This is a genomic window from Streptococcus infantis, assembly GCF_047465525.1.
Taxonomy (GTDB): Bacteria; Bacillota; Bacilli; order Lactobacillales; family Streptococcaceae; genus Streptococcus; species Streptococcus infantis_R.
The window spans coordinates 1-23561 of record NZ_JASGZS010000027.1 but is presented as its reverse complement, the minus strand read 5'-3'; the positions used below and the strand labels follow the sequence as shown (position 1 = coordinate 23561).

Genomic DNA, 23561 nt, shown 5'->3' with positions numbered 1-23561 from the left:
AACCACGATATTATACAAACTAGAATAAGGACTGACATCCATAGTTAACTGATTATCAAGCATCATTTCACCTCATCTCTAGTATAACAAAAAAGCCATCTATTGGATGACTTTTTCAGTGGGCTCTTTGATAAGTCTGTTTTTTTATCTTTCAGCAAGTTGGTTCATATAATTTTTTTATAATCAATCCATATTATTAAAGATAAGGAGGGAATATGAAGTTTCTACAAAGTATTTATCTTGCTAGACCTTGAAAATACTTAAAATAGTTTGATATCTTAATCGTTACTGTTCTAATGTTTGGAGAGTTTATCATTCGTTCTACTCAACAATTTATGGATAGTTTATCGCCTTCAACTCTTACTAGCGTCGCAGAAACTACGACAAATCTAGCAAGTGATGGGGCAGCCTATTCTAGTAATTTCAATTTTCAATTGATGATGTTAGGGATTACCTTTCTTTATCTTGTGATTCGTAATTATGATTTTAAACAGCTTCCTATACGTTGGAGCTGGTCTGTTTTAATTTGGGTTCCCCTTATCTTTGCTGTAGTTGGTATCTTTGGTGATATCATTACAACCCTTAGTGGTGAGTATAATTATTTTAATCCTCAGTTGATCCCTTTTATAGACCCCATGGAAATCATTCGAAAATTCATGGCTTTAACACCGATAGCGATTTGCTATGCTTTACTAAATGGTTTTTATGAAGAATTTTTCTTCCTAGGCTTACTGACTTCAGTAAAAGAAAAGCACAAGTGGTTGGCTCTAGTCTACTCGGTAATTATACGGATTTCTTTCCATACCTATCAAGGATTGCTTTGGACCTTGGTGATTGGGCTTGTTTACGGTCTCTTTTATTATTTCTTGTACAAGTATGTAGTCAAGAATTTACTGCCATTCTTTCTCATGCATGCTCTTGCTGATATGTTTGGTTCAAGTCTCTTGTATCTTCTGATTGCTTGGGAAAATTAAGAAATCAAACTTTTTGACAACAGTCCAATGAGTCACTGTATCAAAGTCTTCTTGTGAATAAAAATAGAGGTCGGGATTTTGGTCCCGACCTCTTGTTGATTCTATATGGATTAGTCTTTGTTTTCGTATGGCAAGATCAAGTTTAGGATGATACCTGTCATAGCTGATAGGGCAGTACCTGAAAGGGTAACTGGTCCAAGTTTAAGGATAGCACCACCAAGTCCAAGCACCAACATAGCACTTGCGATGATAAGGTTGCGCATTTGGCTAAAGTCAACACGTTCTTTGATCAAGACTTTCAAACCGTTACTTGCGATAACCCCGTATAGAAGGATAGACATACCACCGAGTACAGCGTTTGGAATTGTTGAAATCAATGCAGTAAATTTACCAAGGAAGCTGAGGGCAATTGCGATAAAGGCAGCGTTACGGATAACTGAGACAGAAGCGATACGAGTCATACCGATAACCCCTGTATTTTCTCCGTAAGTTGTATTTGCTGGTCCACCGAGGAAGGCAGAAACAGATGTTGCGATACCATCACCAAGAAGGGTACGGTGTAGACCAGGTTCTTTCAAGAATTGGCGTCCACAGATTTGACCTAGAACGGTGTGGTCTCCGATATGTTCAGAAATGGTTACTATTGCGATTGGTAGGATGGCAATTGTTTCAGGACCGAAGTAAAGGTCGTATTGTTTGAAGGCACCACCTGTATTGAATGGTAGGTAGAAACCAGGGATTTCAAACCAGTTAGCTTCAAGAACAGGAGTGAAGTCAACCAATCCAAGTGCTAGGGCAAAGAGGTAACCACCGATAATGGCAAATAGGAATGGGATAATTCGTAGGAAGCCTTTTCCTTTTGTATTGATAAAGGCAGCAATCAAGAAAGTAACAACGGCTACAAGAGCGTTTTTCCAGTTTCCATCAGCTACAAGGCCAGCATTGGTTACAGCTGAACTAGCTAGTCCAAGACCGATAACAATGATCATAGGACCGATAATGATTGGTGGTAAGAGTTTGTCGATCCATTTTGTACCTGCAAAGCGCACACTTGCAGCAACAAGGACATAAACAAGACCAGTCAGGATAACCCCTGTCTGAGCAGCAGATACATCACCACCCATTTCTTTCATGGCAAGTGACATAGCTGTGATAAAGGCAAAAGAAGAACCCAGATAAACTGGAACTTTAAAGCCAGTAGAGATCATGTAAATGAGTGTTCCTACACCTGATGCAAAAAGGGCAACCGATACAGGCATTCCCAAGATCAAAGGTACCAAGATGGTTGCACCAAACATGGCAAATACGTGCTGGAAGCTAAGAAGAATTCCCTTTCCAGCTGAAGGACGTTGGTCAACGTCTAAAAGCAAATCAACAGTTGATTCCTGTTTCATATTAACCTCACTTTTGGGCATCAAAAAAGAGCCCATTATTTTATAGCAATAGGCTCCCAGAGTAAGACCTCTCTAAAACAAGACTCCTTTATCAAGTTTTAAAGAGTTTTATATAGATCTGCGCCTTTGTCACCTCACGGGATGACATTAAAAACCTTTGCTTAGGATAGTATAGCAGAAAAAAATGATTTTGTAAATCATTTTTTCCCGAGCCTTAAAATAAAAAAGCGAGGTTTGATTTTGTAAATCATTTTTTCCCAAGCTTTGAAATAAGAAAGCGAGGCATGATTTTGTAAATCATTTTTTCCCGAGCCTTGAAATGAGAGAGCGAGGTATGAGTTTGCAGATTTTTAATCTTTCTAAAGCGGACGTTTGTTAGGCATGCCAGCTTTTCTTGGGTATTTATTTGGAGTTTCTTTTTTCTTCTCTACAATAGTAATGTAGCGAGGGTCTCCGTTAGGAAGTGTGTAACTGAGATTATCTTCAACCTTACTAAAGAGAAGGTTAAGGGCATTTTTAGCCTCAGTTAATTCCTCTGGGGCATTGCTAGCCTTCAGTGCTAGCAATTTTCCACCGACTTTTAAGTAGGGAATAGTCAACTCGGACAAGACCTGCATACGGGCAACAGCACGAGCCGTAACGATATCAAACTGAGCACGGAAGTTCTTATCTTGGGCCAAGTCTTCGGCACGTCCGTGATAGAAGTGGACATTTTCTAACCCTAGTTCTTGGGCTAATAGATTCAGAAAGTTGATACGTTTATTGAGAGAATCAATAATGGTTACATCTAGATGAGGGTAGAGAATCTTCATCGGAAGGCTAGGAAAACCTGCTCCAGCACCGATGTCTAAGAGTTTAATGGGCTGGTTTTCAATCAATCCCTGTAAAATAGGAGCGATGGAATCATAGAAGTGTTTGAGATAGACTTCTTCTTTTTCTGTAATAGCAGTCAGGTTGATTTTTTCGTTCCATTCGACTAAGAGTTCAAAATAACGCTCAAATTGAAATTTTTGCTGGTCAGAAAGAAGAATCTTGTGTTCAGCTAGTAGTTGATAAAATGTTTCTGGTTTCATAGTAGTTTCCTTCTTTAGTATCATCTTATTTTACCACAAAAAGATGGAAATTTGATATACTGGTACTAATCTAAAAGCAGAAAGGAATTATACGATGACTTGGATTATTCTTGGAGCTCTTGCTCTTATTGTTATTTTCGTAATTGTTAGTTATAACGGTTTGGTTAAAAATCGCATGCAAACTAAGGAGGCATGGAGTCAGATTGATGTTCAGTTGAAACGTCGTAACGATCTCTTGCCAAACTTGATTGAGACCGTGAAAGGATATGCAAAGTATGAAGGTTCAACACTTGAAAAAGTTGCAGAACTTCGTAAGCAAGTAGCCGCAGCAACTTCACCAGCAGAAGCTATGAAGGCTAGTGATGCTCTTACACGTCAGGTTTCAGGAATCTTTGCGGTTGCAGAAAATTATCCAGACCTAAAAGCAAGTGGCAACTTTGCACAGTTGCAAGAGGAGTTGACCAATACTGAAAATAAAATTTCTTACTCTCGGCAACTCTACAATAGTGTTGTTAGCAACTATAATGTTAAATTAGAAACATTCCCAAGCAACCTAGTTGCTGGACTCTTTGGTTTTAAAGTGGCTGATTTCCTTCAGACTCCTGAAGAAGAAAAGGCAGTACCTAAAGTCGATTTTAGTGGTTTAGGTGACTAGGATGTTGTATGATCAAATCGCTAGTAATAAGCGAAGAACTTGGATTTTACTACTAGTATTCTTTTTACTTTTGGCTTTGGTTGGATATGCAGTTGGTTACCTCTTTATGCGGTCTGGTCTTGGTGGCTTAGTTATCGCTTTGATTATCGGCTTTATCTATGCCTTATCCATGATTTTTCAATCAACAGAGATAGTCATGAGCATGAATGGTGCGCGTGAGGTGAATGAGCAGACTGCACCAACCCTCTATCATGTTGTGGAAGATATGGCTATGGTGGCGCAAATCCCCATGCCACGAGTCTTCATCATCGATGATGCCAGCTTAAATGCCTTTGCTACGGGTTCAAATCCCCAAAATGCAGCGGTAGCAGCAACGTCAGGACTCCTTGCAATTATGAATCGTGAAGAGTTAGAGGCGGTTATTGGTCATGAAGTCAGTCACATTCGTAACTATGATATTCGGATTTCTACGATCGCGGTTGCCCTTGCTAGTGCTATCACCATGCTTTCTAGTATGGCAGGTCGTATGATGTGGTGGGGTGGTGCAGGCCGTGGTCGTAGAAGTGATGACCGAGATAGTGGTGGACTTGAAATTATTATGCTAGTAGTTTCTCTTCTAGCAATTATTTTGGCTCCCCTAGCAGCAACCTTGGTACAACTAGCCATCTCTCGTCAGCGAGAATTTTTAGCAGATGCTTCAAGTGTAGAGTTGACTCGTAATCCTCAAGGGATGATCAATGCCCTTCGTAAGCTGGACCATAGTCAGCCTATGAGTCGTCATGTGGATGATGCTAGCAGTGCACTTTACATCAACGATCCTCAAAAACGAGGTGGCTTGCAAAAACTCTTCTATACCCATCCGCCAATCTCAGAACGTATTGAGCGTTTGAAACATATGTAAAAACATCCAGAGATTTTCCTCTGGATGTTTACTATTTTCTACAGTTATAAATCTTGTAAATCAATGACTTCTAACCCATTTTCGCTTAAACGATAGATACTTCTACAGACTTCTTTTAAGAAACGTCGATCATGTGAAACAGTGACCAGACCACCAGGATAATTGGCAAAGAGTTTTCTGATTTCAGGTTGTGAAGTTGGAGAAAAATTTCGTGTGGGTTCATCCAGAAGGAGAAAGTTTGGTTTTCGCAGCACTAAATCCAAAAGCAGGAGTTTACCTTGTTGACCACCAGATAAAGAGTGAATCTGGTGGTGCATCTCTGGATAACTGAAATTGAGACTGGCTAGGAAGGATTGGATTTTCTGTAATTCCTCTTTATGTCCAGTTTGGCTGAGAAATTCTACTGGAGATAGATCCAATTGCAATGCTTCTTGGTAATTTTGTGGCATAAATCCAAGTGAAATTTCACTTTTGTCACTTAGTAGTTGATGTATCTTTGCTAAAAGTGTGGATTTGCCAATGCCATTTGGCCCGATAATACCAATTTTTTCTTTACCACGGACAGTTAGTTGTAACTCCTGAGCTAAAACATGCTCACCAATGGACAAATTTTCCTTTTCCAGTCGAATTAAGACTTTAGAAGCTGCCAATGGCTCTATATCTGAAAAGAAAAGTTGGATTTCTTCCTCTTCAAGTGGTTTTTGGATCATGGACTGAGCTTCCTTTTCAAAGCGTTTTTCTTGAGAGAGAATAGTTTTCATCTTTTTAGCCAATAGGCGACCAGCAGTACTGTCTTTGGTAGCTCGAAGTGCAGTTTCTACATTTTGCTTAACTCGGCGATGTTTTTCCATGGTTTTGTCATAGGCTCTCTGGTCGTTGGCAGCTTGCTGGCTTTGTCTGACAAAACTAGCCTTTCTCTGCTCACTATAGAGATCATAGTCTAAATGCTCGACTAGCGTTTCTGCTTCTTTCCGATGCTTGACCAGTCGCAAGTGGACAATAGTATCTGCCGTTCGAGAGAGGAAGTCTTCATCATGGGAAATGAAAATAACGGTTTGCCTAATCTTTTGAATCTGATCTTTTAGCCAATCAACCGTCTCAAGGTCAAGGTCATTTGAAGGTTCATCTAAAAATAGAATCTCAAAAGGTTTGGCCAATTCATGGATGAGCTGAATTTTCAAAGCTTCACCACCCGAGAGGTTACCAATTTCTTGGCCGCTAGCAAAACGGTCGCTATCAAAGTGCAACTCCTCAGCCAAACGATAAAGAATGCTGTAGTCCAACTCAGCAGAATCCAAAAAGAAGTAGTCATGTAGAGATTTTTTCTTAAGTTCTTCAGGGAGATGTTGGGGAATGTAGGCCAGGGACTGAAGGTCAGACTGGATCTCTCCCTTGATATAGAAATCAGCTAATTTTTCTCCCATTAAAGTTCGAAGTAAGGTTGATTTTCCATTTCCTTCTTCGCCTATAATAGCGACCTTTTCTCCGTCTTGGATGGTAATGTTTAAATCGGAAACAAGGTCTCTTAAATCTTTGTTTTGTGTAATGGTCAGATGATTGATTTTTATCATATTATTGCCCTTTCTAGAATGTCGATATTGCATAACAAAAAGCTCTACTTTACCTAGTAGAGCCAATCGTCTATGTCAAAAAAACTCTTTTAATACTCTTCGAAAATCAAATTCAAACCACGTCAGCGTCGCCTTACCGTACTCAAGTACAGCTTGCGGCTAGCTTCCTAGTTTACTCTTTGATTTTCATTGAGTATAAAATGCCAGAAGAAAGAGCATAAAAGAGCACACAAAAAGAGACAGAAACAAGATCTACTAAATAAAGGTTCTTTATTTGATAGACTTAGTTGTTCATGTCTCCCTTACCTCCGAAAATTATTATGTTTATTTTATACCTTTTGGAACACTTTGTCAAAAGAAATGAGAAATTCAAATCTTTCTAGAAACCAAAAACAGGTCCATAGAGTGTCAAAACGTGTTTGACTTGATCGTAGTGGAATTTGTCATAGTTTCGCCAAGCTGTGCGAGCTTCTTCATTGAGTTTAAGGGTGCCAAGTCCAATCAAGAGACTGGTATGTTGGTAAAATTTCTCAAGATCAACTAAGATAGAGTTATCTAGTTTCTTTGCCTTTTTAAGTTGTCTGAGTAGCTCGTCAATATTTTGTTGCAAGCGCAGATCATCAGGCAATCCTTGTTTACAAGTTTGGTAAGCTTTGTTTAACTCGGAAATGAGTTGATAAGCTTCTAAGATTAGTTCTTTGTCTTCCATATGAGCGTCCTCCTTTGCTCATGTATTGATGTCTATAGTATAGCACCAAAAACAAAAAATGTCATAGTAAATATATCAAAAAATAGTGAAAAATATTTAAAATGTTTAGATACCTTGTTTGAACTTTTTTCATGGTATAATCAAGTGAGTAAATCTTTATGGAGGAAGTATGAAATTAAATATTCAAGAAATTCGTAAGCAGCCTGAAGGTTTGCACTTTGAGCAAACTTTAGACTTAGCAGCTGACTTGCGTGCCCGTAATCAAGAAATTATAGATGTAAAAGATATTGTCGCTATTGGGAAAGTCCAGTATGAAGACCTTATGTTTTTCCTAGATTATCAGTTGTCTTATACAATCGTCTTAGCCTCTAGCCGTAGCATGGAGCCGGTTGAATTGAATGAATCATATCCAGTGACGGAAGTCTTTATGGAAGGTGCTACCAATCAACTGGACCAAGAAGTTCTAGATGATGACTTGGTTTTACCGATTGAAAATGGGGAAATCGACCTGGCTGAAAGTGTTTCAGATAATATCTTGCTCAATATTCCAATCAAGGTCTTAACAGCTGAGGAAGAAGCTGGGAAAGGATTTGTTTCTGGAAATGACTGGCAAATTATGTCTGAGGAAGAGTATCAAGCTCAACAGGCAGTCAAGAAGGAAGAAAATAGTCCTTTTGCAGGTTTACAAGGACTGTTTGACGGAGACGAATAGATGGTTTTATCCAAGAAACGTGCCCGTCATGTCATTGAGGAAATCATCGCTCTTTTTCCAGATGCAAAACCAAGTCTAGACTTTCGCAATCATTTTGAACTTCTGGTTGCTGTTATGCTGTCTGCTCAGACGACAGATGCGGCAGTCAACAAGGCTACACCTGGACTTTTTGCGGCCTTTCCAACCCCGCAAGCTATGGCAGATGCAAGTGAGAGTGAGATTGCCTCGTATATTTCTCGTCTTGGGCTTTATCGAAATAAAGCTAAGTTCCTTAAGAAGTGTGCCCAGCAACTACTGGATGATTTTGATGGTCAAGTCCCTCGGACTAGAGAAGAATTAGAGAGTTTGGCAGGAGTTGGTCGTAAAACAGCCAACGTAATTTTGAGCGTAGGCTTCGGTATTCCGGCCTTTGCAGTTGATACTCACGTAGAGCGAATCTGTAAACACCACGATATTGTTAAAAAATCAGCTACACCCCTTGAGGTCGAAAAACGTGTCATGGATGTTTTGCCACCAGAAGAATGGCTTGCAGCCCATCAGGCTATGATTTACTTTGGTCGTGCTATCTGTCATCCGAAAAATCCAGAATGCGATCACTATCCACAGTTGTACGATTTTAGTTCGTTATAAAATTGATTTCTTGTGTTTTTTCTTGCATCGATTCCTGGTTTGTGTTATAGTAGTACCAATCAAATATTCCTTTAATCCTGTCCCGTGAGGCAGGCAAGGAGCTGAATCAAGTAGAAGGGTGGAGTCTCTGCTGTTTTGGTAGGGCTAGCTTAACTATACATTCTGAAGTCTCCTTGTTTAAGGAGACTTTTCTTTTTGGAGGTTTGTCATGAAGACAAAAGAAGTTGTAGACGAATTGACCGTCAAGCGAGCGATTACTCGAATTACCTATGAGATTATCGAGCGAAATAAAGATTTGAACAAGATTGTACTGGCTGGGATAAAAACACGCGGTGTCTTCATTGCCCACCGTATCCAAGAGCGATTGGAACAGTTGGAATCTATCTCAGTGCCAGTCGTTGAGTTAGATACCAAACCATTCCGTGATGATGTCAAAAGCGGTGAAGATACTTCTATAATCTCTGTTGATGTGACAGAACGTGAGGTCATCTTGGTGGACGATGTGCTTTACACAGGTCGGACCATCCGAGCAGCTATTGACAACATCGTAAGCCATGGTCGTCCTTCTCGTGTGAGTTTAGCTGTTCTAGTTGATCGCGGGCATAGAGAATTACCGATTCGTCCAGACTATGTAGGGAAAAATATCCCAACCAGTCGTTCAGAAGAAATCATCGTAGAGATGACTGAACTAGATGGACAAGATCGTGTTCTTATTACCGAAGAAGCTTAGATAGCCAAAGGAGTTAGCCATGTCAGAAAATCAACAAGCCATTCAACATGTAGTCTCAATGGAAGACCTTACTGTAGAACAAGTCATGAAATTGATTAAACGAGGAATTGAGTTTAAAAATGGAGCAAAGGCTTCTTATGAAGACCAACACATCGTCTCTAATCTCTTCTTTGAGAGTTCGACTCGTACCCACAAATCTTTTGAAGTAGCAGAGATTAAACTGGGCCTTCAGCTACTGGACTTCGATGTGAAAACAAGTTCAGTTAACAAGGGTGAAACACTCTACGATACAATTTTAACCTTGTCAGCCTTGGGAGTAGATGCCTGTGTCATTCGACACCCAGAGGTGGATTACTACAGAGAGTTGATCGATAGTCCGACGATTACGACTTCGATTATCAATGGTGGGGATGGTTCGGGCCAACACCCAAGCCAGAGCTTGCTTGATTTAATGACGATTTATGAAGAATTTGGACACTTTGAAGGACTCAAGGTAGCCATTGCTGGTGACCTTGACCATTCGCGTGTGGCTAAATCCAATATGCAAATCTTAAAACGCTTAGGAGCAGAACTCTACTTTGCTGGCCCTGAGGAATGGAGAAGTCAAGAGTTTGCAGACTATGGACAGTTTGTAAGCATTGATGAAATCATTGACCAAGTTGATGTAATGATGTTTCTCCGTGTTCAACATGAGCGTCATGAAAGTGGAACAGTCTTTTCAAAAGAGGTCTATCATGCCCAGCATGGTTTGACTCAAGAACGTTATAATTGCTTGAAAGATAAAGCTATTCTGATGCATCCTGCTCCTGTAAATCGCGATGTTGAAATTGCTGATCACTTGGTCGAAGCACCAAAATCACGTATTGTTCAACAAATGACCAATGGTGTCTTTGTCAGAATGGCAATTTTAGAATCTGTATTGACTTACAGAAACGCAAAATAAGACACAAAACGTTAAAAGATGCCTGAGAGCATCCACGAGAGGTGAATTTATGACTAAACGACTTCTAGTTTTAGAAGATGGAACAATTTTTGAAGGAAAAGCCTTTGGGGCTGATATTGATGTAACTGGTGAAATCGTCTTTAATACTGGGATGACTGGTTATCAAGAATCTATTACGGATCAGTCTTATAATGGGCAAATCCTAACCTTTACCTATCCCTTGGTTGGAAATTATGGGATTAACCGTGATGACTACGAGTCTATCAGTCCAACCTGTAAAGGTGTAGTAGTATTTGAAGAAGCTCGTAGAGCCAGCAACTGGCGAAACCAGATGACACTGGATGAATTTTTGAAGTCTAAGAAAATCCCTGGTATTTCAGGTATTGATACACGTGCTTTGACAAAAATCATTCGCAAACATGGGACTATGAGAGCGACTCTGACACATGTGGGAGATAGTATTGATCACATTACAGATCAGCTTCAAGCGACTGTTTTACCAATTGATAATATCAAACAGGTTTCTACAAAAACTGCTTACCCAGCTCCAGGAGTAGGTTTAAGTGTGGTACTTGTAGACTTTGGTCTTAAGCATTCAATCTTAAGAGAGTTGTCTAAGAGAGATTGTAATGTAACGGTCGTTCCTTATACTACAACAGCAGAGGAAATCCTTCACTTAAATCCAGACGGAGTTATGTTGTCAAATGGTCCGGGAAATCCAGAAGATGTACCAGAAGCACTCGATATGATTCGTGGTATTCTCGGGAAAATTCCAATCTTTGGTATTTGTATGGGGCACCAGCTCTTTGCGATGGCAAATGGTGCCAAGACCTATAAGATGAAGTTTGGTCACCGTGGGTTTAACCACGCTGTACGCGAAATTGCAACAGGGCGCGTGGACTTCACGAGTCAAAACCATGGATATGCAGTGAGTCGTGAAGATTTTCCAGACCATTTGATGATTACTCATGAAGAAATCAATGACAAGTCAGTTGAAGGTGTACGTCACAGATACCAACCAGGTTTCTCTGTGCAATTCCACCCAGATGCTGCACCAGGTCCGCACGATGCAAGTTATCTATTTGACGAGTTCATCGAGATGATGGAAGCCTTCAAACAAGCAAACTAAAGACGAGTGTGAAATCGTCGGAGAATTTATGTAACTGAACACGGACGGAAAGCTCGGAATTTAGAGAACCCAACTCGGATTGTCAATCCTTCCTTGGTTTCCTAAAATTCAATCGCTTTCTATTCGTCCTTTGTATCTTATTTAATGTCGCCCTGTGAGGAGACGAATAGAAAGGCAGGTCGTTTCTTTTAGTCGCTATTAGGCGAACTAAAAACTCCCTGCACTAGATTTTTTACCGAAAAAAATCGTTTCGCTAAAAAATCGTCGGAGAATTTATTTAATGTCGCCCTGTGAGGCGACGAATAGAAAGGAGAAGATACATTGTTCGCGAAAGTGAACACGCCCTAAGAACTGTGCGAAAAAGATAAACATCGTCTTGACGCTGATGGCGTCTGCACCGAGTTTCCTATTTTCGCTTTGTTCTTGACGGGCTTTGTATCATAAACTATGCCTAAACGTACTGATATTCAAAAAATTATGGTGATTGGTTCTGGTCCGATTATTATTGGTCAAGCTGCTGAGTTTGACTATGCTGGAACTCAGGCTTGCTTGTCTTTGAAAGAGGAAGGTTATGAGGTTGTCTTGGTGAACTCAAACCCTGCAACCATCATGACGGATAAGGAAATTGCAGACAAGGTTTACATTGAGCCAATCACACTTGAGTTTGTAACTCGTATTCTCCGTAAAGAACGTCCAGATGCCTTGCTTCCAACTCTTGGTGGGCAAACAGGGCTTAACATGGCCATGGAATTGTCTAAAAATGGAATTCTTGATGAATTGGGAGTAGAACTTCTAGGGACTAAATTGTCTGCCATCGATCAAGCAGAGGACCGCGATCTTTTTAAACAATTGATGGAAGAGCTGAACCAACCAATTCCTGAATCAGAAATTGTTAACACAGTGGAAGAAGCCGTAGCCTTCGCAGCAACTATTGGCTACCCAGTTATCGTCCGCCCAGCCTTTACTCTAGGTGGTACTGGTGGTGGTATGTGTGCCAATGAGGAAGAATTGCGTGAAATTGCTGAAAATGGTTTGAAGTTGTCACCTGTTACCCAATGTTTGATTGAACGTTCTATTGCAGGTTTCAAGGAAATTGAGTATGAGGTCATGCGTGACTCAGCTGACAATGCTCTTGTTGTATGTAACATGGAAAACTTTGACCCAGTCGGGATTCATACAGGGGATTCCATCGTATTTGCCCCAGCGCAAACTATGTCAGATTATGAAAACCAAATGCTTCGTGATGCAAGTTTGAGCATTATCCGCGCTCTCAAGATTGAAGGTGGATGTAACGTTCAGTTGGCTCTCGATCCTCACAGCTTTAAGTACTATGTCATCGAAGTAAATCCTCGTGTATCGCGTTCGTCAGCCCTTGCTTCTAAGGCGACAGGTTACCCAATCGCTAAATTGGCTGCTAAGATTGCAGTCGGTTTGACCTTAGATGAGGTCATCAACCCAGTTACAGGTTCAACTTATGCCATGTTTGAACCAGCCCTTGATTACGTCGTTGCCAAGATTCCACGTTTCCCATTTGATAAGTTTGAAAAGGGTGAGCGCCGTCTTGGTACTCAGATGAAGGCGACTGGAGAAGTTATGGCTATCGGTCGTAACATCGAAGAGTCACTTCTTAAAGCTTGTCGTTCACTTGAAATTGGGGTGCATCACAATGAAATGCCTGAACTTGCAGATGTTTCAGATGATGCCTTGATTGAAAAAGTTGTCAAAGCACAGGATGACCGTCTCTTCTATGTATCAGAAGCCATTCGCCGTGGTTACACACCAGAAGAAATTGCTGAGCTGACAAAAATCGATATCTTTTATCTGGATAAACTATTGCATATCTTTGAAATTGAGCAAGAATTAGGCACACATCCACAAGATCTTGAAGTTTTGAAAACTGCAAAATTGAATGGTTTTTCAGACCGTAAGATTGCTGAACTCTGGAATACTACAGCTGATCAAGTTCGCCAACTTCGTTTGGAAAACAAGATTGTTCCAGTTTACAAGATGGTTGATACTTGTGCGGCAGAGTTTGAATCAGAAACTCCATACTTCTATTCAACCTATGGTTGGGAAAACGAATCCATCAAGTCTGAAAAGGAATCTGTACTGGTCCTAGGTTCTGGTCCAATCCGTATTGGTCAAGGGGTTGAGTTTGACTACGCAACAGTTCACTCTGTTAAGGCGATTCAAGCTGCTGGCTACGAAGCCATCATTATGAACTCAAACCCAGAGACAGTTTCAACAGACTTCTCTGTATCAGATAAACTTTACTTTGAACCATTGACATTTGAAGATGTCATGAATGTCATCGATTTGGAGCAACCAAAAGGTGTTATCGTTCAATTTGGTGGTCAAACAGCTATCAACCTTGCTGAGCCATTGGCTAAGGCAGGTGTGACTATCCTTGGTACGCAGGTTGCTGACCTAGACCGTGCCGAAGACCGTGACCTCTTCGAACAAGCCCTCAAAGACTTGGATATTCCACAGCCTCCTGGACAGACTGCAACAAACGAAGAAGAAGCAGTACTTGCAGCCCGCAAGATTGGTTTCCCAGTCCTTGTTCGTCCTTCTTATGTCTTGGGTGGACGTGCTATGGAAATTGTAGAAAACGAAGAAGATCTCCGTTCTTACATGCGCACAGCCGTTAAGGCAAGTCCAGATCATCCAGTTCTTGTAGACTCTTATATCGTTGGACAAGAATGTGAAGTAGATGCTATCTCAGATGGACAAAATGTCCTCATCCCAGGTATCATGGAACATATCGAACGTGCCGGTGTCCACTCAGGTGACTCCATGGCTGTTTACCCTCCACAAACCTTGTCTCAAAAAGTGCAAGAAACGATTGCAGACTACACAAAACGCCTAGCAATCGGCCTTAACTGTCTTGGTATGATGAACATTCAGTTTGTCATCAAGGATGAGAAAGTCTACGTTATTGAGGTCAATCCACGTGCCAGCCGTACTGTTCCATTCCTATCAAAAGTAACCAATATCCCGATGGCTCAGGTTGCAACTAAGTTAATTCTTGGTCAAAGTCTTGAAGAACTTGGTTACCAAGATGGACTTTACCCAGAAAGTAGTCGTGTTCATATTAAAGCACCAGTCTTCTCATTTACCAAGCTAGCGAAAGTAGATAGCTTGCTTGGTCCTGAAATGAAGTCAACAGGGGAGGTTATGGGTTCTGATACGACTCTTGAAAAAGCTCTCTACAAGGCCTTTGAAGCTTCTTATCTTCACTTGCCAACCTTTGGAAATGTTGTCTTTACTATCGCTGATGATGCCAAGGAAGAAGCTTTGGATTTGGCTCGTCGTTTCCAAAATATTGGTTATGGTATCCTTGCGACTCAAGGAACAGCAGCTTTCTTTGAAAGTCATGGCTTGAAGGCTCAACTCGTTGGTAAGATTGGTGATGATGAACATGATATCCCAAGCTATGTTCGTAAAGGGAAAATCCAAGCTATCATCAACACAGTTGGTACTAAGCGAACTGCTGATGAAGATGGTGAACAAATCCGCCGTTCAGCTATTGAACACGGAGTTCCTCTCTTTACAGCTTTGGATACAGCGGATGCTATGCTTAAGGTACTTGAAAGCCGTAGCTTCGTTACAGAAGCCATTTAGTTTCTTGTTAAATGATCTAAGTAGCTTTTATCCAGCGTCAAAAGACGCTGGTTTTTCCTCTTTTATAGAGAAATCGAGTTAGAAATAATAGTTACAGTTCACCATTAAATGTCAAAGTTTATCAATAGATTTATCATTATCGTTAATGAGTAGACTTATTCTGACTTTCCCTAAAATTTTGTTGAATTTTCTTAAGTTTTTATCATATTTTTTATAATTAAGGTGCCTTAAGAAAAATAATGAAAAAACTAAATGTTTTTCATATAGTTTTCATTGTTTTAATAGTTTAAAGTCAATCTTATTTTTCTCTAATAGAAAATAATGAAAAAGTAGGTTTAGAAAGAGGTAAGTATCTATGTCTTCTCATAAAAAAGTGTCACTCTCTGAGATTAATCAATCTATCGATACTCCAAATAACAATCATTTCTGGCAAAATTTAAAGGCCTTTTTAGGTCCGGGTGCTCTTGTCGCAGTTGGTTATATGGATCCAGGAAACTGGATTACCAGTGTAGTCGGTGGTGCTTCCTATAAGTATAGTCTCTTGTTTGTTATCTTGATTTCATCTCTCATTGCCATGCAACTTCAGCAGATGGCAGGAAAGCTTGGGATTGTAACCCAGATGGACCTGGCTCAAGCAACGGCTCATCATTCACCTAAATGGCTTCGTTATAGTCTATGGGTGATTTTAGAATTAGCCTTGATGGCGACAGATCTGGCAGAAGTTCTAGGTTCAGCGATTGCTCTCAATCTTCTCTTTAAGATTCCGATTATGATAGCAATTCTCTTGACCGTGTTGGATGTTTTTCTCTTATTGCTTCTGATGAAATTTGGCTTTAAGAAGATTGAAGCTATTGTGACAACACTGATTTTAACCATTCTAGCAATTTTTACCTATCTGGTAGCTTTGTCACATCCAAGCTTCCAAGGAATCGTTGAGGGTTATCTACCGAATGCAACCTTATTTGAAAGTCCCTTGCCAGGGCATGAAAGTCAATTAACCTTGGCACTAGGGATCGTGGGAGCAACGGTTATGCCCCATAACCTCTATTTGCATTCTTCCTTGTCTCAAACTCGGAAAATCAATCACAAGGACAAGAATGATGTTCGAAAAGCCGTGCGCTTTATGACCTGGGATTCAAATCTCCAATTATCCTTGGCCTTTGTGGTTAACTCCCTTCTATTAATTCTCGGGGCGGCTCTCTTTTTCGGCCATGCATCTGAGATTTCTGCCTTCTCTCAAATGTATAATGCCTTGCAGGATTCTACTATTGCAGGAGCTATAGCTAGCTCGACCTTATCAACCTTGTTTGCCTTGGCTTTATTAGCCAGTGGTCAAAATTCGACAATTACGGGTACCTTGACTGGACAAATCGTTATGGAAGGTTTCTTACATTTGCGATTGCCTCAGTGGTTCATTCGTTTGGCGACTCGTCTCTTTGCCTTGCTCCCTGTCATGATAGTAGCGGTTCTGTTTGGTCATCAGGAAAAAACTTTGGATCAGTTATTGGTTTATTCACAGGTCTTTCTCTCAATCGCTCTTCCATTTTCAATCTTCCCCTTGATTTATCTCACTTCAAAAAAATCACTGATGGGAGAATTTACCAATGCCAAATGGAATACTATCCTTGGTTATATCGTTTCCATTATCTTGACCATCCTCAATGTGAAATTGCTGTTTGATATTTTTTAAGATCTTTTAACATGAAGTAGAAAAAATCACCCGAGAGTTAACTCTTGGGTGATTTTTTGCAATTCAAATCATTGATAGACGAAAATCCATTATAAAAAGCTGCATGAAGATGCAGCCACACTATAGCAACGGAAGACATGGGATTCGAACCCACGCACGCTTTCACACGCCTACCGCGTTTCCAACACGGCCTCTTAAGCCTCTTGAGTAATCTTCCAATACTTACTAAAATAGTTTATCATAAAGGGAATTATCTTGCAAATAAAATTCAAACAATTGGCAAAATGATAGAAAATGAAAGAAAGTGACAAAAAGTGCTTGACTTTGATTTTTTTGTGGTAGAATGATTATTGTAATCGTTAACAGGAGGTGAGTAAGTGCTAAAAACCGAGAGAAAAAAATTGATTTTAGAGGAGCTGGGCAAACATAAAGTCGTTTCTCTAGAGAAATTAGTAGGTTTGTTAGACACGTCAGAATCAACGGTTAGACGAGATTTAGATGAATTGGAATCGGAAAATAAACTTCGCCGAGTTCATGGAGGAGCAGAGTTGCCTCACTCCTTGCAAGAAGAAGAAACCATTCAAGAAAAATCTGTCAAAAACCTTCAAGAGAAAAAATTGATTGCGCAGAAAGCAGCTTCCCTCATCAAAGAAAAAGATGTTATCTTTGTGGATGCAGGAAGTACAACAGCCTTTCTCATTAAGGAATTGGAGCGAAAAGACATTACTGTTGTAACCAACTCCATTCACCATGCGGTACAATTAGTGGATAAGCAAATTCCAACTGTGATTATCGGTGGTGGAGTCAAGATGACAACTGATGCCAGTATCGGAGGAGTGGCTCTCAACCAGATTAACCAACTACACTTTGATCGTGCCTTTATCGGAATGAACGGAGTAGACGACGGTTATTATACAACTCCAGATATGGAGGAGGGAGCGGTTAAGCGAGCTATTTTAGAAAATGCCAAACAAACCTATATTTTGGCGGATTCATCCAAGATTGGTCAGTCTTGTTTCGCTAAGGTCGCCCCTATAAAACGAGCTATTGTCATTACAAGCAAGGGTCACGAACTCTTGCCAGCTATCAAAGAAAAAACGGAGGTTATCGAAGTATGATTTATACAGTCACGCTAAATCCATCTATTGACTACATTGTCCGTCTGGATAAAGTGGAAGTTGGTAGTGTTAATCGTATGGATAGTGATGATAAGTTTGCTGGTGGTAAGGGAATCAATGTTAGCCGTGTCTTGAAACGCTTGGATATTTCAAATACAGCGACTGGATTTATCGGAGGTTTTACTGGTAAATTTATCACAGATACTTTAGCTGAAGAGCAAATTGAAACACGATTTGTCCAAGTGGCAGAAGATACGCGTATCAACGTTAAGATTAAAGCAGATCAAGAAACCGAAATCAATGGGACAGGTCCTACAGTTGAACCTGAGCAATTGGAAGAGCTAAAAGATATTCTTTCAAGTCTGACAGCAGAAGATACAGTAGTATTTGCGGGTTCGAGTGCTAAAAACTTAGGCAATGTCATCTATAAGGATTTGATTGCCTTGACTCGTCAAACGGGTGCTCAAGTGGTCTGTGACTTTGAAGGTCAGACCTTAATCGATAGTTTGGATTATCAACCACTTTTGGTCAAACCAAATAATCATGAACTTGGAGCTATCTTTGGAGTCAAGCTCGAAAGTTTAGATGAGATTGAAAAATACGCTCGAGAATTGCTGGCTAAAGGTGCTCAAAATGTCATCATCTCTATGGCTGGTGACGGTGCCCTTCTGGTAACATCAGAGGGAGCTTACTTTGCTAAACCGATCAAGGGAACAGTGAAAAACTCAGTTGGGGCTGGTGACTCTATGGTTGCTGGATTTACTGGTGAGTTTGTCAAATCAAAAGACGCAGTAGAAGCCTTCAAATGGGGAGTGGCTTGTGGAACAGCAACAACCTTCTCAGATGACTTGGCGACTGCAGCATTTATTAAAGAAACTTATGAAAAAGTTGAGGTAGAAAAAAGATGAAAATTCAAGATTTATTGAGAAAAGATGTCATGTTGCTTGATTTGCAAGCAACTGAAAAAACAGCAGCTATCGAAGAAATGGTTCATAGCTTGGTTGAACACGGATACGTGACAGATTTTGAAACCTTTAAAGAAGGAATTTTAGCGCGTGAAGCTTTGACTTCTACAGGTTTGGGTGATGGTATCGCAATGCCACACAGCAAAAATGCTGCTGTTAAGGAAGCGACTGTTCTCTTTGCTAAGTCAAACAAGGGTGTTGACTACGAAAGTTTAGATGGACAACCAACTGACCTCTTCTTTATGATTGCGGCTCCAGAAGGTGCCAATGATACTCACTTGGCTGCCTTGGCAGAATTGTCACAATATTTGATGAAAGACGGATTTGCTGACAAACTTCGTCAAGTAACATCAGCTGATCAAGTCATTGAACTCTTTGACCAAGCTTCAGAAAAAGCTCAAAAACCATCACTAGCTCCTGCAAATGAATCTGGTGACTTTATCGTAGCAGTTACAGCTTGTACAACAGGAATTGCCCACACATACATGGCACAAGAAGCTCTTCAAAAAGTGGCTGCTGAAATGGGTGTTGGTATCAAGGTTGAAACCAACGGTGCAAGTGGTGTTGGCAACAAATTAACAGCAGAGGATATCCGCAATGCCAAAGCTGTTATCATCGCTGCAGATAAAGCAGTTGAGATGGATCGTTTCGATGGTAAACCATTGGTCAATCGTCCAGTTGCAGATGGTATTCGTAAGACAGAAGAGTTGATCAACTTGGCTCTTTCTGGTAATGCTGAAGTATATCGTGCTGCTAATGGAGCGCAAGCTTCAACAGCATCTAATGAAAAACAAAGTCTAGGTGGTGCCTTCTACAAACACTTGATGAGTGGTGTATCACAAATGTTGCCATTCGTTATCGGTGGTGGTATCATGATTGCCCTCGCCTTCTTGATTGATGGTGCTTTGGGGGTTCCAAATGAGAGCCTTGGAAATCTTGGTTCTTACCATGAACTCGCTTCTATGTTCATGAAAATCGGTGGATCAGCCTTTGGTTTGATGCTTCCAGTATTTGCAGGATATGTTGCTTACTCAATCGCTGAAAAACCAGGTTTGGTAGCAGGTTTCGTAGCTGGAGCTATTGCCAAAGAAGGTTTTGCCTTTGGTAAAATCCCTTATGCTCAAGGTGGTGAAGCAACTTCAGCTCTTGCAGGTGTATCATCAGGTTTCCTAGGAGCTCTTGTTGGTGGATTTATCGCTGGTGCCTTGGTACTTTTGGTTAAGAAATACGTGAAGGTTCCACGTTCACTTGAAGGTGCTAAATCAATCCTTCTCTTGCCACTTCTTGGAACAGTCTTGACAGGATTTGTTATGCTTGCTGTTAACATCCCAATGGCAGCAATCAACACTGCAATGAACGACTTCCTTTCAGGTCTTGGAGGCGGTTCAGCTGTCCTTCTTGGTATCGTTCTTGGAGGAATGATGGCTGTCGATATGGGTGGACCTGTCAATAAAGCAGCCTATGTCTTTGGTACGGGTACTCTTGCAGCAACAGTGTCAACAGGTGGTTCAGTAGCTATGGCAGCAGTTATGGCTGGAGGAATGGTTCCACCACTTGCGATCTTCGTTGCAACACTTCTTTTCAAAGATAAATTTACTAAAGAAGAACGCAACTCTGGTTTGACTAACATCGTTATGGGCTTGTCATTCATCACTGAAGGAGCGATTCCATTTGGTGCGGCTGACCCAGCTCGTGCTATCCCAAGCTTTATCCTTGGTTCAGCAGTGGCAGGTGGACTTGTTGGTCTTGCAGGTATCAAACTCATGGCACCTCACGGAGGAATCTTCGTTATCGCCCTTACAACAAATGCCCTTCTTTACCTTGTCTTTGTCTTGATTGGAGCACTTGTTAGTGGTGTAGTTTATGGTTACCTTCGTAAACCTTTAGAAAAATAATTACAAATACATTCAAATGACTGATCACGAAAGTGGACGGTCATTTTTTTGATTTCTCTAGATGTTTCTGAAATATGGTATAATAGAAGCATGGCAAACAAGAATACAAGTAAAACAAGACGGAGACCGTCAAAAGCTGAATTAGAAAGAAAGCAAGCTATTCAACGGATGTTAATTTCCTTAGTTATAGCTTTTTGCTTAATGTTCGCTGCTCTGAAATTAGGAGCAGTGGGACTCACCCTCTATAATCTCATTCGTCTATTAGTAGGAAGTCTGGCCTATCTGGTCATTTTTGTCGTCCTAGTCTATCTTTTTTTCTTCAAATGGATTCGGAAGCAAGAAGGTCTGATCTCAGGTTTTCTTTGCATTTTTTCAGGCTTATTGCTGATTTTTGAAGCTTATCTAGTATGGAAATATGGCATCGAGCAGTCTGTCTTAAAGGGGACTTTGGCCCAAGTGTTGACGGATTTGACAGGTTTTCGTGTGACTAGCTTTGCTGGGGGAGGGCTGCTAGGTGTTGCCCTTTATATTCCAGTCGCCTTTCTTTTTTCAAATATTGGTACTTACTTTATCGGAGCTATCTTAATCTTGATTGGTGCTCTTCTAGTTAGTCCCTGGTCTGTCTATGATGTCGCTGATTTTCTTGGAGTACGTTTTGCACTTTGGATGGAGCGACGTGAGCAGAGGAAACAAGAACGCTTCATCAAACGAGAAGAAGAAAAAGCTCGCAAAGAAGCAGAAGAACAGGAAAGACTAGAAAAAGAACAAGCGGAGCAAGCCTTATTGGATATCCCTCCTGTTGATATGGAAACTGGCGAGATTTTAGAAGCTCCTCCTGTTCACTTTGATGATTTACCACCCCTTCCAGAGGAAGAATGGGTGGAACCTGAGATTATTCTCCCGCAAGCGGACTATGATTATCCTAAAGTAGATGACATTCCTCAGGAGGATGACTATGCAGAAGATGAAGATGTTGAAGTAGATTTTTCTGCTAAAAAAGCTTTAGAGTACAAACTCCCCAGCTTGCAACTCTTCGCACCCGATAAACCAAAAGACCAGTCCAAGGAAAAGAAAATCGTTCGCGAAAATATCAAGATTTTGGAAGAAACCTTTGCGAGTTTCGGTATCAAGGTAACGGTTGAACGTGCTGAAATCGGACCATCAGTTACCAAGTACGAAGTTAAGCCAGCAGTTGGTGTTCGTGTCAATCGCATTTCCAATCTAGCAGATGACTTGGCTCTGGCCTTGGCTGCGAAAGATGTCCGCATCGAAGCTCCAATTCCAGGGAAATCCTTGGTCGGGATTGAAGTGCCTAACTCTGAAATTGCGACCGTATCTTTCCGAGAACTCTGGGAACAATCGCAAACTAAACCTGAAAATCTGCTAGAAATTCCCCTTGGCAAAGCCGTCAATGGTACAGCTCGCAGTTTCGACCTGGCTAAAATGCCTCACTTACTTGTGGCTGGTTCGACAGGTTCTGGTAAATCTGTTGCAGTCAATGGTATCATTGCAAGTATTCTCATGAAGGCACGTCCAGACCAAGTCAAGTTTATGATGGTGGATCCTAAGATGGTTGAGTTGTCAGTCTATAATGATATTCCTCACCTCTTGATTCCAGTTGTAACTAATCCTCGTAAGGCTAGTAAGGCTTTGCAAAAGGTTGTTGATGAGATGGAAAACCGTTATGAACTCTTTGCCAAAATTGGAGTTCGTAATATCGCTGGTTTCAATGCCAAGGTTGAAGAATTCAACGCTCAGTCTGAGTACAAACAAGTACCTCTGCCTTTGATTGTTGTGATTGTCGATGAGTTGGCAGATTTGATGATGGTTGCCAGCAAGGAAGTAGAAGATGCAATTATCCGTCTTGGACAGAAGGCGCGTGCGGCTGGTATTCATATGATCCTCGCGACCCAGCGTCCTTCAGTGGATGTTATTTCTGGTCTGATTAAGGCTAATGTACCGTCACGTGTAGCCTTTGCTGTATCTTCTGGAACGGATTCGCGAACTATCTTAGATGAAAATGGTGCTGAGAAATTGCTTGGTCGAGGGGACATGCTCTTTAAACCAATCGATGAAAACCACCCGGTTCGCTTGCAAGGCTCCTTTATCTCGGATGATGATGTGGAGCGTATTGTTAGCTTCATTAAGGCTCAAGCAGATGCTGATTATGATGACAGTTTTGATCCAGGAGAAGTTTCTGAGACAGAAGGTGAGTCTGCTTCTGGCGAAGATGGAGGAGATCCGCTATTTGAAGAAGCCAAGGCTTTGGTTATTGAAACTCAAAAAGCGAGCGCATCCATGATTCAACGTCGATTATCAGTTGGTTTTAACCGAGCAACTCGCTTGATGGAAGAATTAGAGATGGCTGGAGTTATCGGACCTGCAGAAGGAACGAAGCCGCGAAAGGTTTTACAACAATAAAAAACGTAAAAAAAGTATAAAAATGCATGGAAACTTTATTAAAAAGTTAGTCAAAATGAGCCCACTGAAAAAGTCATCCAATAGATGGCTTTTTTGTTATACTAGAGATGAGGTGAAATGATGCTTGATAATCAGTTAACTATGGATGTCAGTCCTTATTCTAGTTTGTATAATATCGTGGCGTGGTTCCTAAAACCCACTTTTTACGTCAGCTAACTGAACTCTGTGATTTTAGCTTTATTTATGATGAACTAGAAAAGAATTATCGTCCCGATTTTGGGCGTAAAGCTTATTCACCGATTATGATGTTTAAATATCTCTTGTTAAAAGATATTTATAAGTTATCAGATGTCGATGTGGTGGAACGTTCCTTGTCAGATATGGCCTTTAAATTTTTTCTTGGTCTAGCTCCGGAGGATTCTGTTAT

Annotated in this window: 19 protein-coding genes and 1 tRNA gene; 15 read left to right on the top strand and 5 right to left on the bottom strand. The window is 40.7% G+C overall.

What is annotated here, in order from left to right:
* Positions 1–275 precede the first annotated feature (275 nt).
* On the top strand, positions 276–974 hold the full coding sequence (locus QM374_RS09010; RefSeq protein ID WP_414311526.1) for a CPBP family intramembrane glutamic endopeptidase: 699 nt from the start codon (positions 276–278) through the stop codon (positions 972–974).
* A 110-nt stretch (positions 975–1084) separates the two neighbouring features.
* On the opposite strand, the gene QM374_RS09005 is transcribed toward QM374_RS09010, so the two are convergent.
* Complete coding sequence (locus QM374_RS09005) at positions 1085–2368, bottom strand: uracil-xanthine permease family protein (RefSeq protein ID WP_301559710.1); 1284 nt, start codon at positions 2366–2368, stop codon at positions 1085–1087.
* Between the two features lie 359 nt (positions 2369–2727).
* Positions 2728–3441, bottom strand: coding sequence for a 16S rRNA (guanine(527)-N(7))-methyltransferase RsmG (gene rsmG, locus QM374_RS09000; RefSeq protein ID WP_414311525.1), 714 nt, complete (start codon positions 3439–3441; stop codon positions 2728–2730).
* A gap of 94 nt (positions 3442–3535) precedes the next feature.
* Between rsmG and QM374_RS08995 the strand changes: the two genes are divergently transcribed.
* Positions 3536–4096, top strand: a complete 561-nt coding sequence (locus tag QM374_RS08995; protein ID WP_414311524.1) for a LemA family protein — start codon at positions 3536–3538, stop codon at positions 4094–4096.
* Position 4097: 1 nt separating this feature from the next.
* Positions 4098–4997: a zinc metalloprotease HtpX gene (gene htpX / locus QM374_RS08990; protein ID WP_315638843.1), complete on the top strand. Its 900-nt coding sequence runs from the start codon at positions 4098–4100 to the stop codon at positions 4995–4997.
* A 44-nt stretch (positions 4998–5041) separates the two neighbouring features.
* Here the strand turns inward: htpX and QM374_RS08985 are convergent, their stop codons facing one another.
* Both QM374_RS08985 and QM374_RS08980 read right to left on the bottom strand, forming a co-directional pair.
* Positions 5042–6601 carry an ATP-binding cassette domain-containing protein gene (locus QM374_RS08985; protein WP_414311523.1) on the bottom strand — a complete coding sequence of 520 codons (1560 nt, stop codon included), beginning with the start codon at positions 6599–6601 and terminating at the stop codon, positions 5042–5044.
* Positions 6602–6947: 346 nt separating this feature from the next.
* Positions 6948–7277, bottom strand: a complete 330-nt coding sequence (locus QM374_RS08980; protein WP_414311522.1) for a helicase BlpT — start codon at positions 7275–7277, stop codon at positions 6948–6950.
* A gap of 169 nt (positions 7278–7446) precedes the next feature.
* Here QM374_RS08980 and QM374_RS08975 point away from each other — a divergent pair, with 169 nt between their 5' ends.
* From QM374_RS08975 to QM374_RS08945, 7 genes are all read left to right on the top strand, one after another.
* Positions 7447–7989 (top strand): YceD family protein, encoded by a 543-nt coding sequence (locus tag QM374_RS08975; RefSeq protein WP_414311521.1) that lies wholly within the window; start codon positions 7447–7449, stop codon positions 7987–7989.
* Positions 7990–8619: an endonuclease III gene (gene nth, locus QM374_RS08970; protein WP_414311520.1), complete on the top strand. Its 630-nt coding sequence runs from the start codon at positions 7990–7992 to the stop codon at positions 8617–8619. It abuts the gene before it with no gap.
* A gap of 208 nt (positions 8620–8827) precedes the next feature.
* A complete protein-coding gene (gene pyrR, locus QM374_RS08965) occupies positions 8828–9349 on the top strand; it encodes a bifunctional pyr operon transcriptional regulator/uracil phosphoribosyltransferase PyrR (RefSeq protein ID WP_049549150.1) in 522 nt (173 codons plus the stop codon).
* Positions 9350–9368: 19 nt separating this feature from the next.
* Positions 9369–10292: an aspartate carbamoyltransferase catalytic subunit gene (locus QM374_RS08960; RefSeq protein ID WP_414311519.1), complete on the top strand. Its 924-nt coding sequence runs from the start codon at positions 9369–9371 to the stop codon at positions 10290–10292.
* A 49-nt stretch (positions 10293–10341) separates the two neighbouring features.
* Entirely contained in the window at positions 10342–11421 is a 1080-nt protein-coding gene (locus tag QM374_RS08955; RefSeq protein ID WP_000166838.1) for a carbamoyl phosphate synthase small subunit, read from the top strand.
* A 447-nt stretch (positions 11422–11868) separates the two neighbouring features.
* Complete coding sequence (gene carB, locus QM374_RS08950; protein ID WP_414311518.1) at positions 11869–15045, top strand: carbamoyl-phosphate synthase large subunit; 3177 nt, start codon at positions 11869–11871, stop codon at positions 15043–15045.
* Between the two features lie 355 nt (positions 15046–15400).
* Positions 15401–16735, top strand: a complete 1335-nt coding sequence (locus QM374_RS08945; protein ID WP_371559239.1) for an Nramp family divalent metal transporter — start codon at positions 15401–15403, stop codon at positions 16733–16735.
* A 129-nt stretch (positions 16736–16864) separates the two neighbouring features.
* Here the strand turns inward: QM374_RS08945 and QM374_RS08940 are convergent.
* A tRNA-Ser gene (locus QM374_RS08940) sits at positions 16865–16952 on the bottom strand.
* 160 nt (positions 16953–17112) lie between these two features.
* Between QM374_RS08940 and QM374_RS08935 the strand changes: the two genes are divergently transcribed.
* The 5 genes from QM374_RS08935 to QM374_RS08915 all read left to right on the top strand — a co-directional run.
* Positions 17113–17853 carry a DeoR family transcriptional regulator gene (locus QM374_RS08935; RefSeq protein ID WP_049532557.1) on the top strand — a complete coding sequence of 247 codons (741 nt, stop codon included), beginning with the start codon at positions 17113–17115 and terminating at the stop codon, positions 17851–17853.
* A complete protein-coding gene (pfkB, locus tag QM374_RS08930) occupies positions 17850–18761 on the top strand; it encodes a 1-phosphofructokinase (RefSeq protein WP_371559240.1) in 912 nt (303 codons plus the stop codon). The genes QM374_RS08935 and pfkB overlap by 4 nt, the downstream gene beginning before the upstream one ends.
* On the top strand, positions 18758–20713 hold the full coding sequence (locus QM374_RS08925) for a fructose-specific PTS transporter subunit EIIC (protein ID WP_371559241.1): 1956 nt from the start codon (positions 18758–18760) through the stop codon (positions 20711–20713). Before pfkB ends, QM374_RS08925 begins: the two co-directional genes overlap by 4 nt.
* 90 nt (positions 20714–20803) lie before the next feature.
* Positions 20804–23134 (top strand): DNA translocase FtsK, encoded by a 2331-nt coding sequence (locus tag QM374_RS08920; RefSeq protein WP_414311517.1) that lies wholly within the window; start codon positions 20804–20806, stop codon positions 23132–23134.
* 182 nt (positions 23135–23316) lie between these two features.
* On the top strand, positions 23317–23561 hold a 245-nt coding region (locus tag QM374_RS08915; protein ID WP_414311516.1), incomplete at its 3' end, for a transposase.

Coding starts and splice junctions, on each gene's coding strand:
- nth (WP_414311520.1), top strand. CDS start 7,990: ATGGTTTTATCCAAGAAACGTGCCCGTCATGTCATTGAGGAAATCATC.
- QM374_RS08975 (WP_414311521.1), top strand. CDS start 7,447: ATGAAATTAAATATTCAAGAAATTCGTAAGCAGCCTGAAGGTTTGCAC.
- QM374_RS08925 (WP_371559241.1), top strand. CDS start 18,758: ATGAAAATTCAAGATTTATTGAGAAAAGATGTCATGTTGCTTGATTTG.
- pfkB (WP_371559240.1), top strand. CDS start 17,850: ATGATTTATACAGTCACGCTAAATCCATCTATTGACTACATTGTCCGT.
- rsmG (WP_414311525.1), bottom strand. CDS start 3,441: ATGAAACCAGAAACATTTTATCAACTACTAGCTGAACACAAGATTCTT.
- pyrR (WP_049549150.1), top strand. CDS start 8,828: ATGAAGACAAAAGAAGTTGTAGACGAATTGACCGTCAAGCGAGCGATT.
- htpX (WP_315638843.1), top strand. CDS start 4,098: ATGTTGTATGATCAAATCGCTAGTAATAAGCGAAGAACTTGGATTTTA.
- QM374_RS08920 (WP_414311517.1), top strand. CDS start 20,804: ATGGCAAACAAGAATACAAGTAAAACAAGACGGAGACCGTCAAAAGCT.
- QM374_RS08955 (WP_000166838.1), top strand. CDS start 10,342: ATGACTAAACGACTTCTAGTTTTAGAAGATGGAACAATTTTTGAAGGA.
- QM374_RS09005 (WP_301559710.1), bottom strand. CDS start 2,368: ATGAAACAGGAATCAACTGTTGATTTGCTTTTAGACGTTGACCAACGT.
- QM374_RS08985 (WP_414311523.1), bottom strand. CDS start 6,601: ATGCAATATCGACATTCTAGAAAGGGCAATAATATGATAAAAATCAAT.
- QM374_RS08995 (WP_414311524.1), top strand. CDS start 3,536: ATGACTTGGATTATTCTTGGAGCTCTTGCTCTTATTGTTATTTTCGTA.
- carB (WP_414311518.1), top strand. CDS start 11,869: ATGCCTAAACGTACTGATATTCAAAAAATTATGGTGATTGGTTCTGGT.
- QM374_RS08960 (WP_414311519.1), top strand. CDS start 9,369: ATGTCAGAAAATCAACAAGCCATTCAACATGTAGTCTCAATGGAAGAC.
- QM374_RS08945 (WP_371559239.1), top strand. CDS start 15,401: ATGTCTTCTCATAAAAAAGTGTCACTCTCTGAGATTAATCAATCTATC.
- QM374_RS08980 (WP_414311522.1), bottom strand. CDS start 7,277: ATGGAAGACAAAGAACTAATCTTAGAAGCTTATCAACTCATTTCCGAG.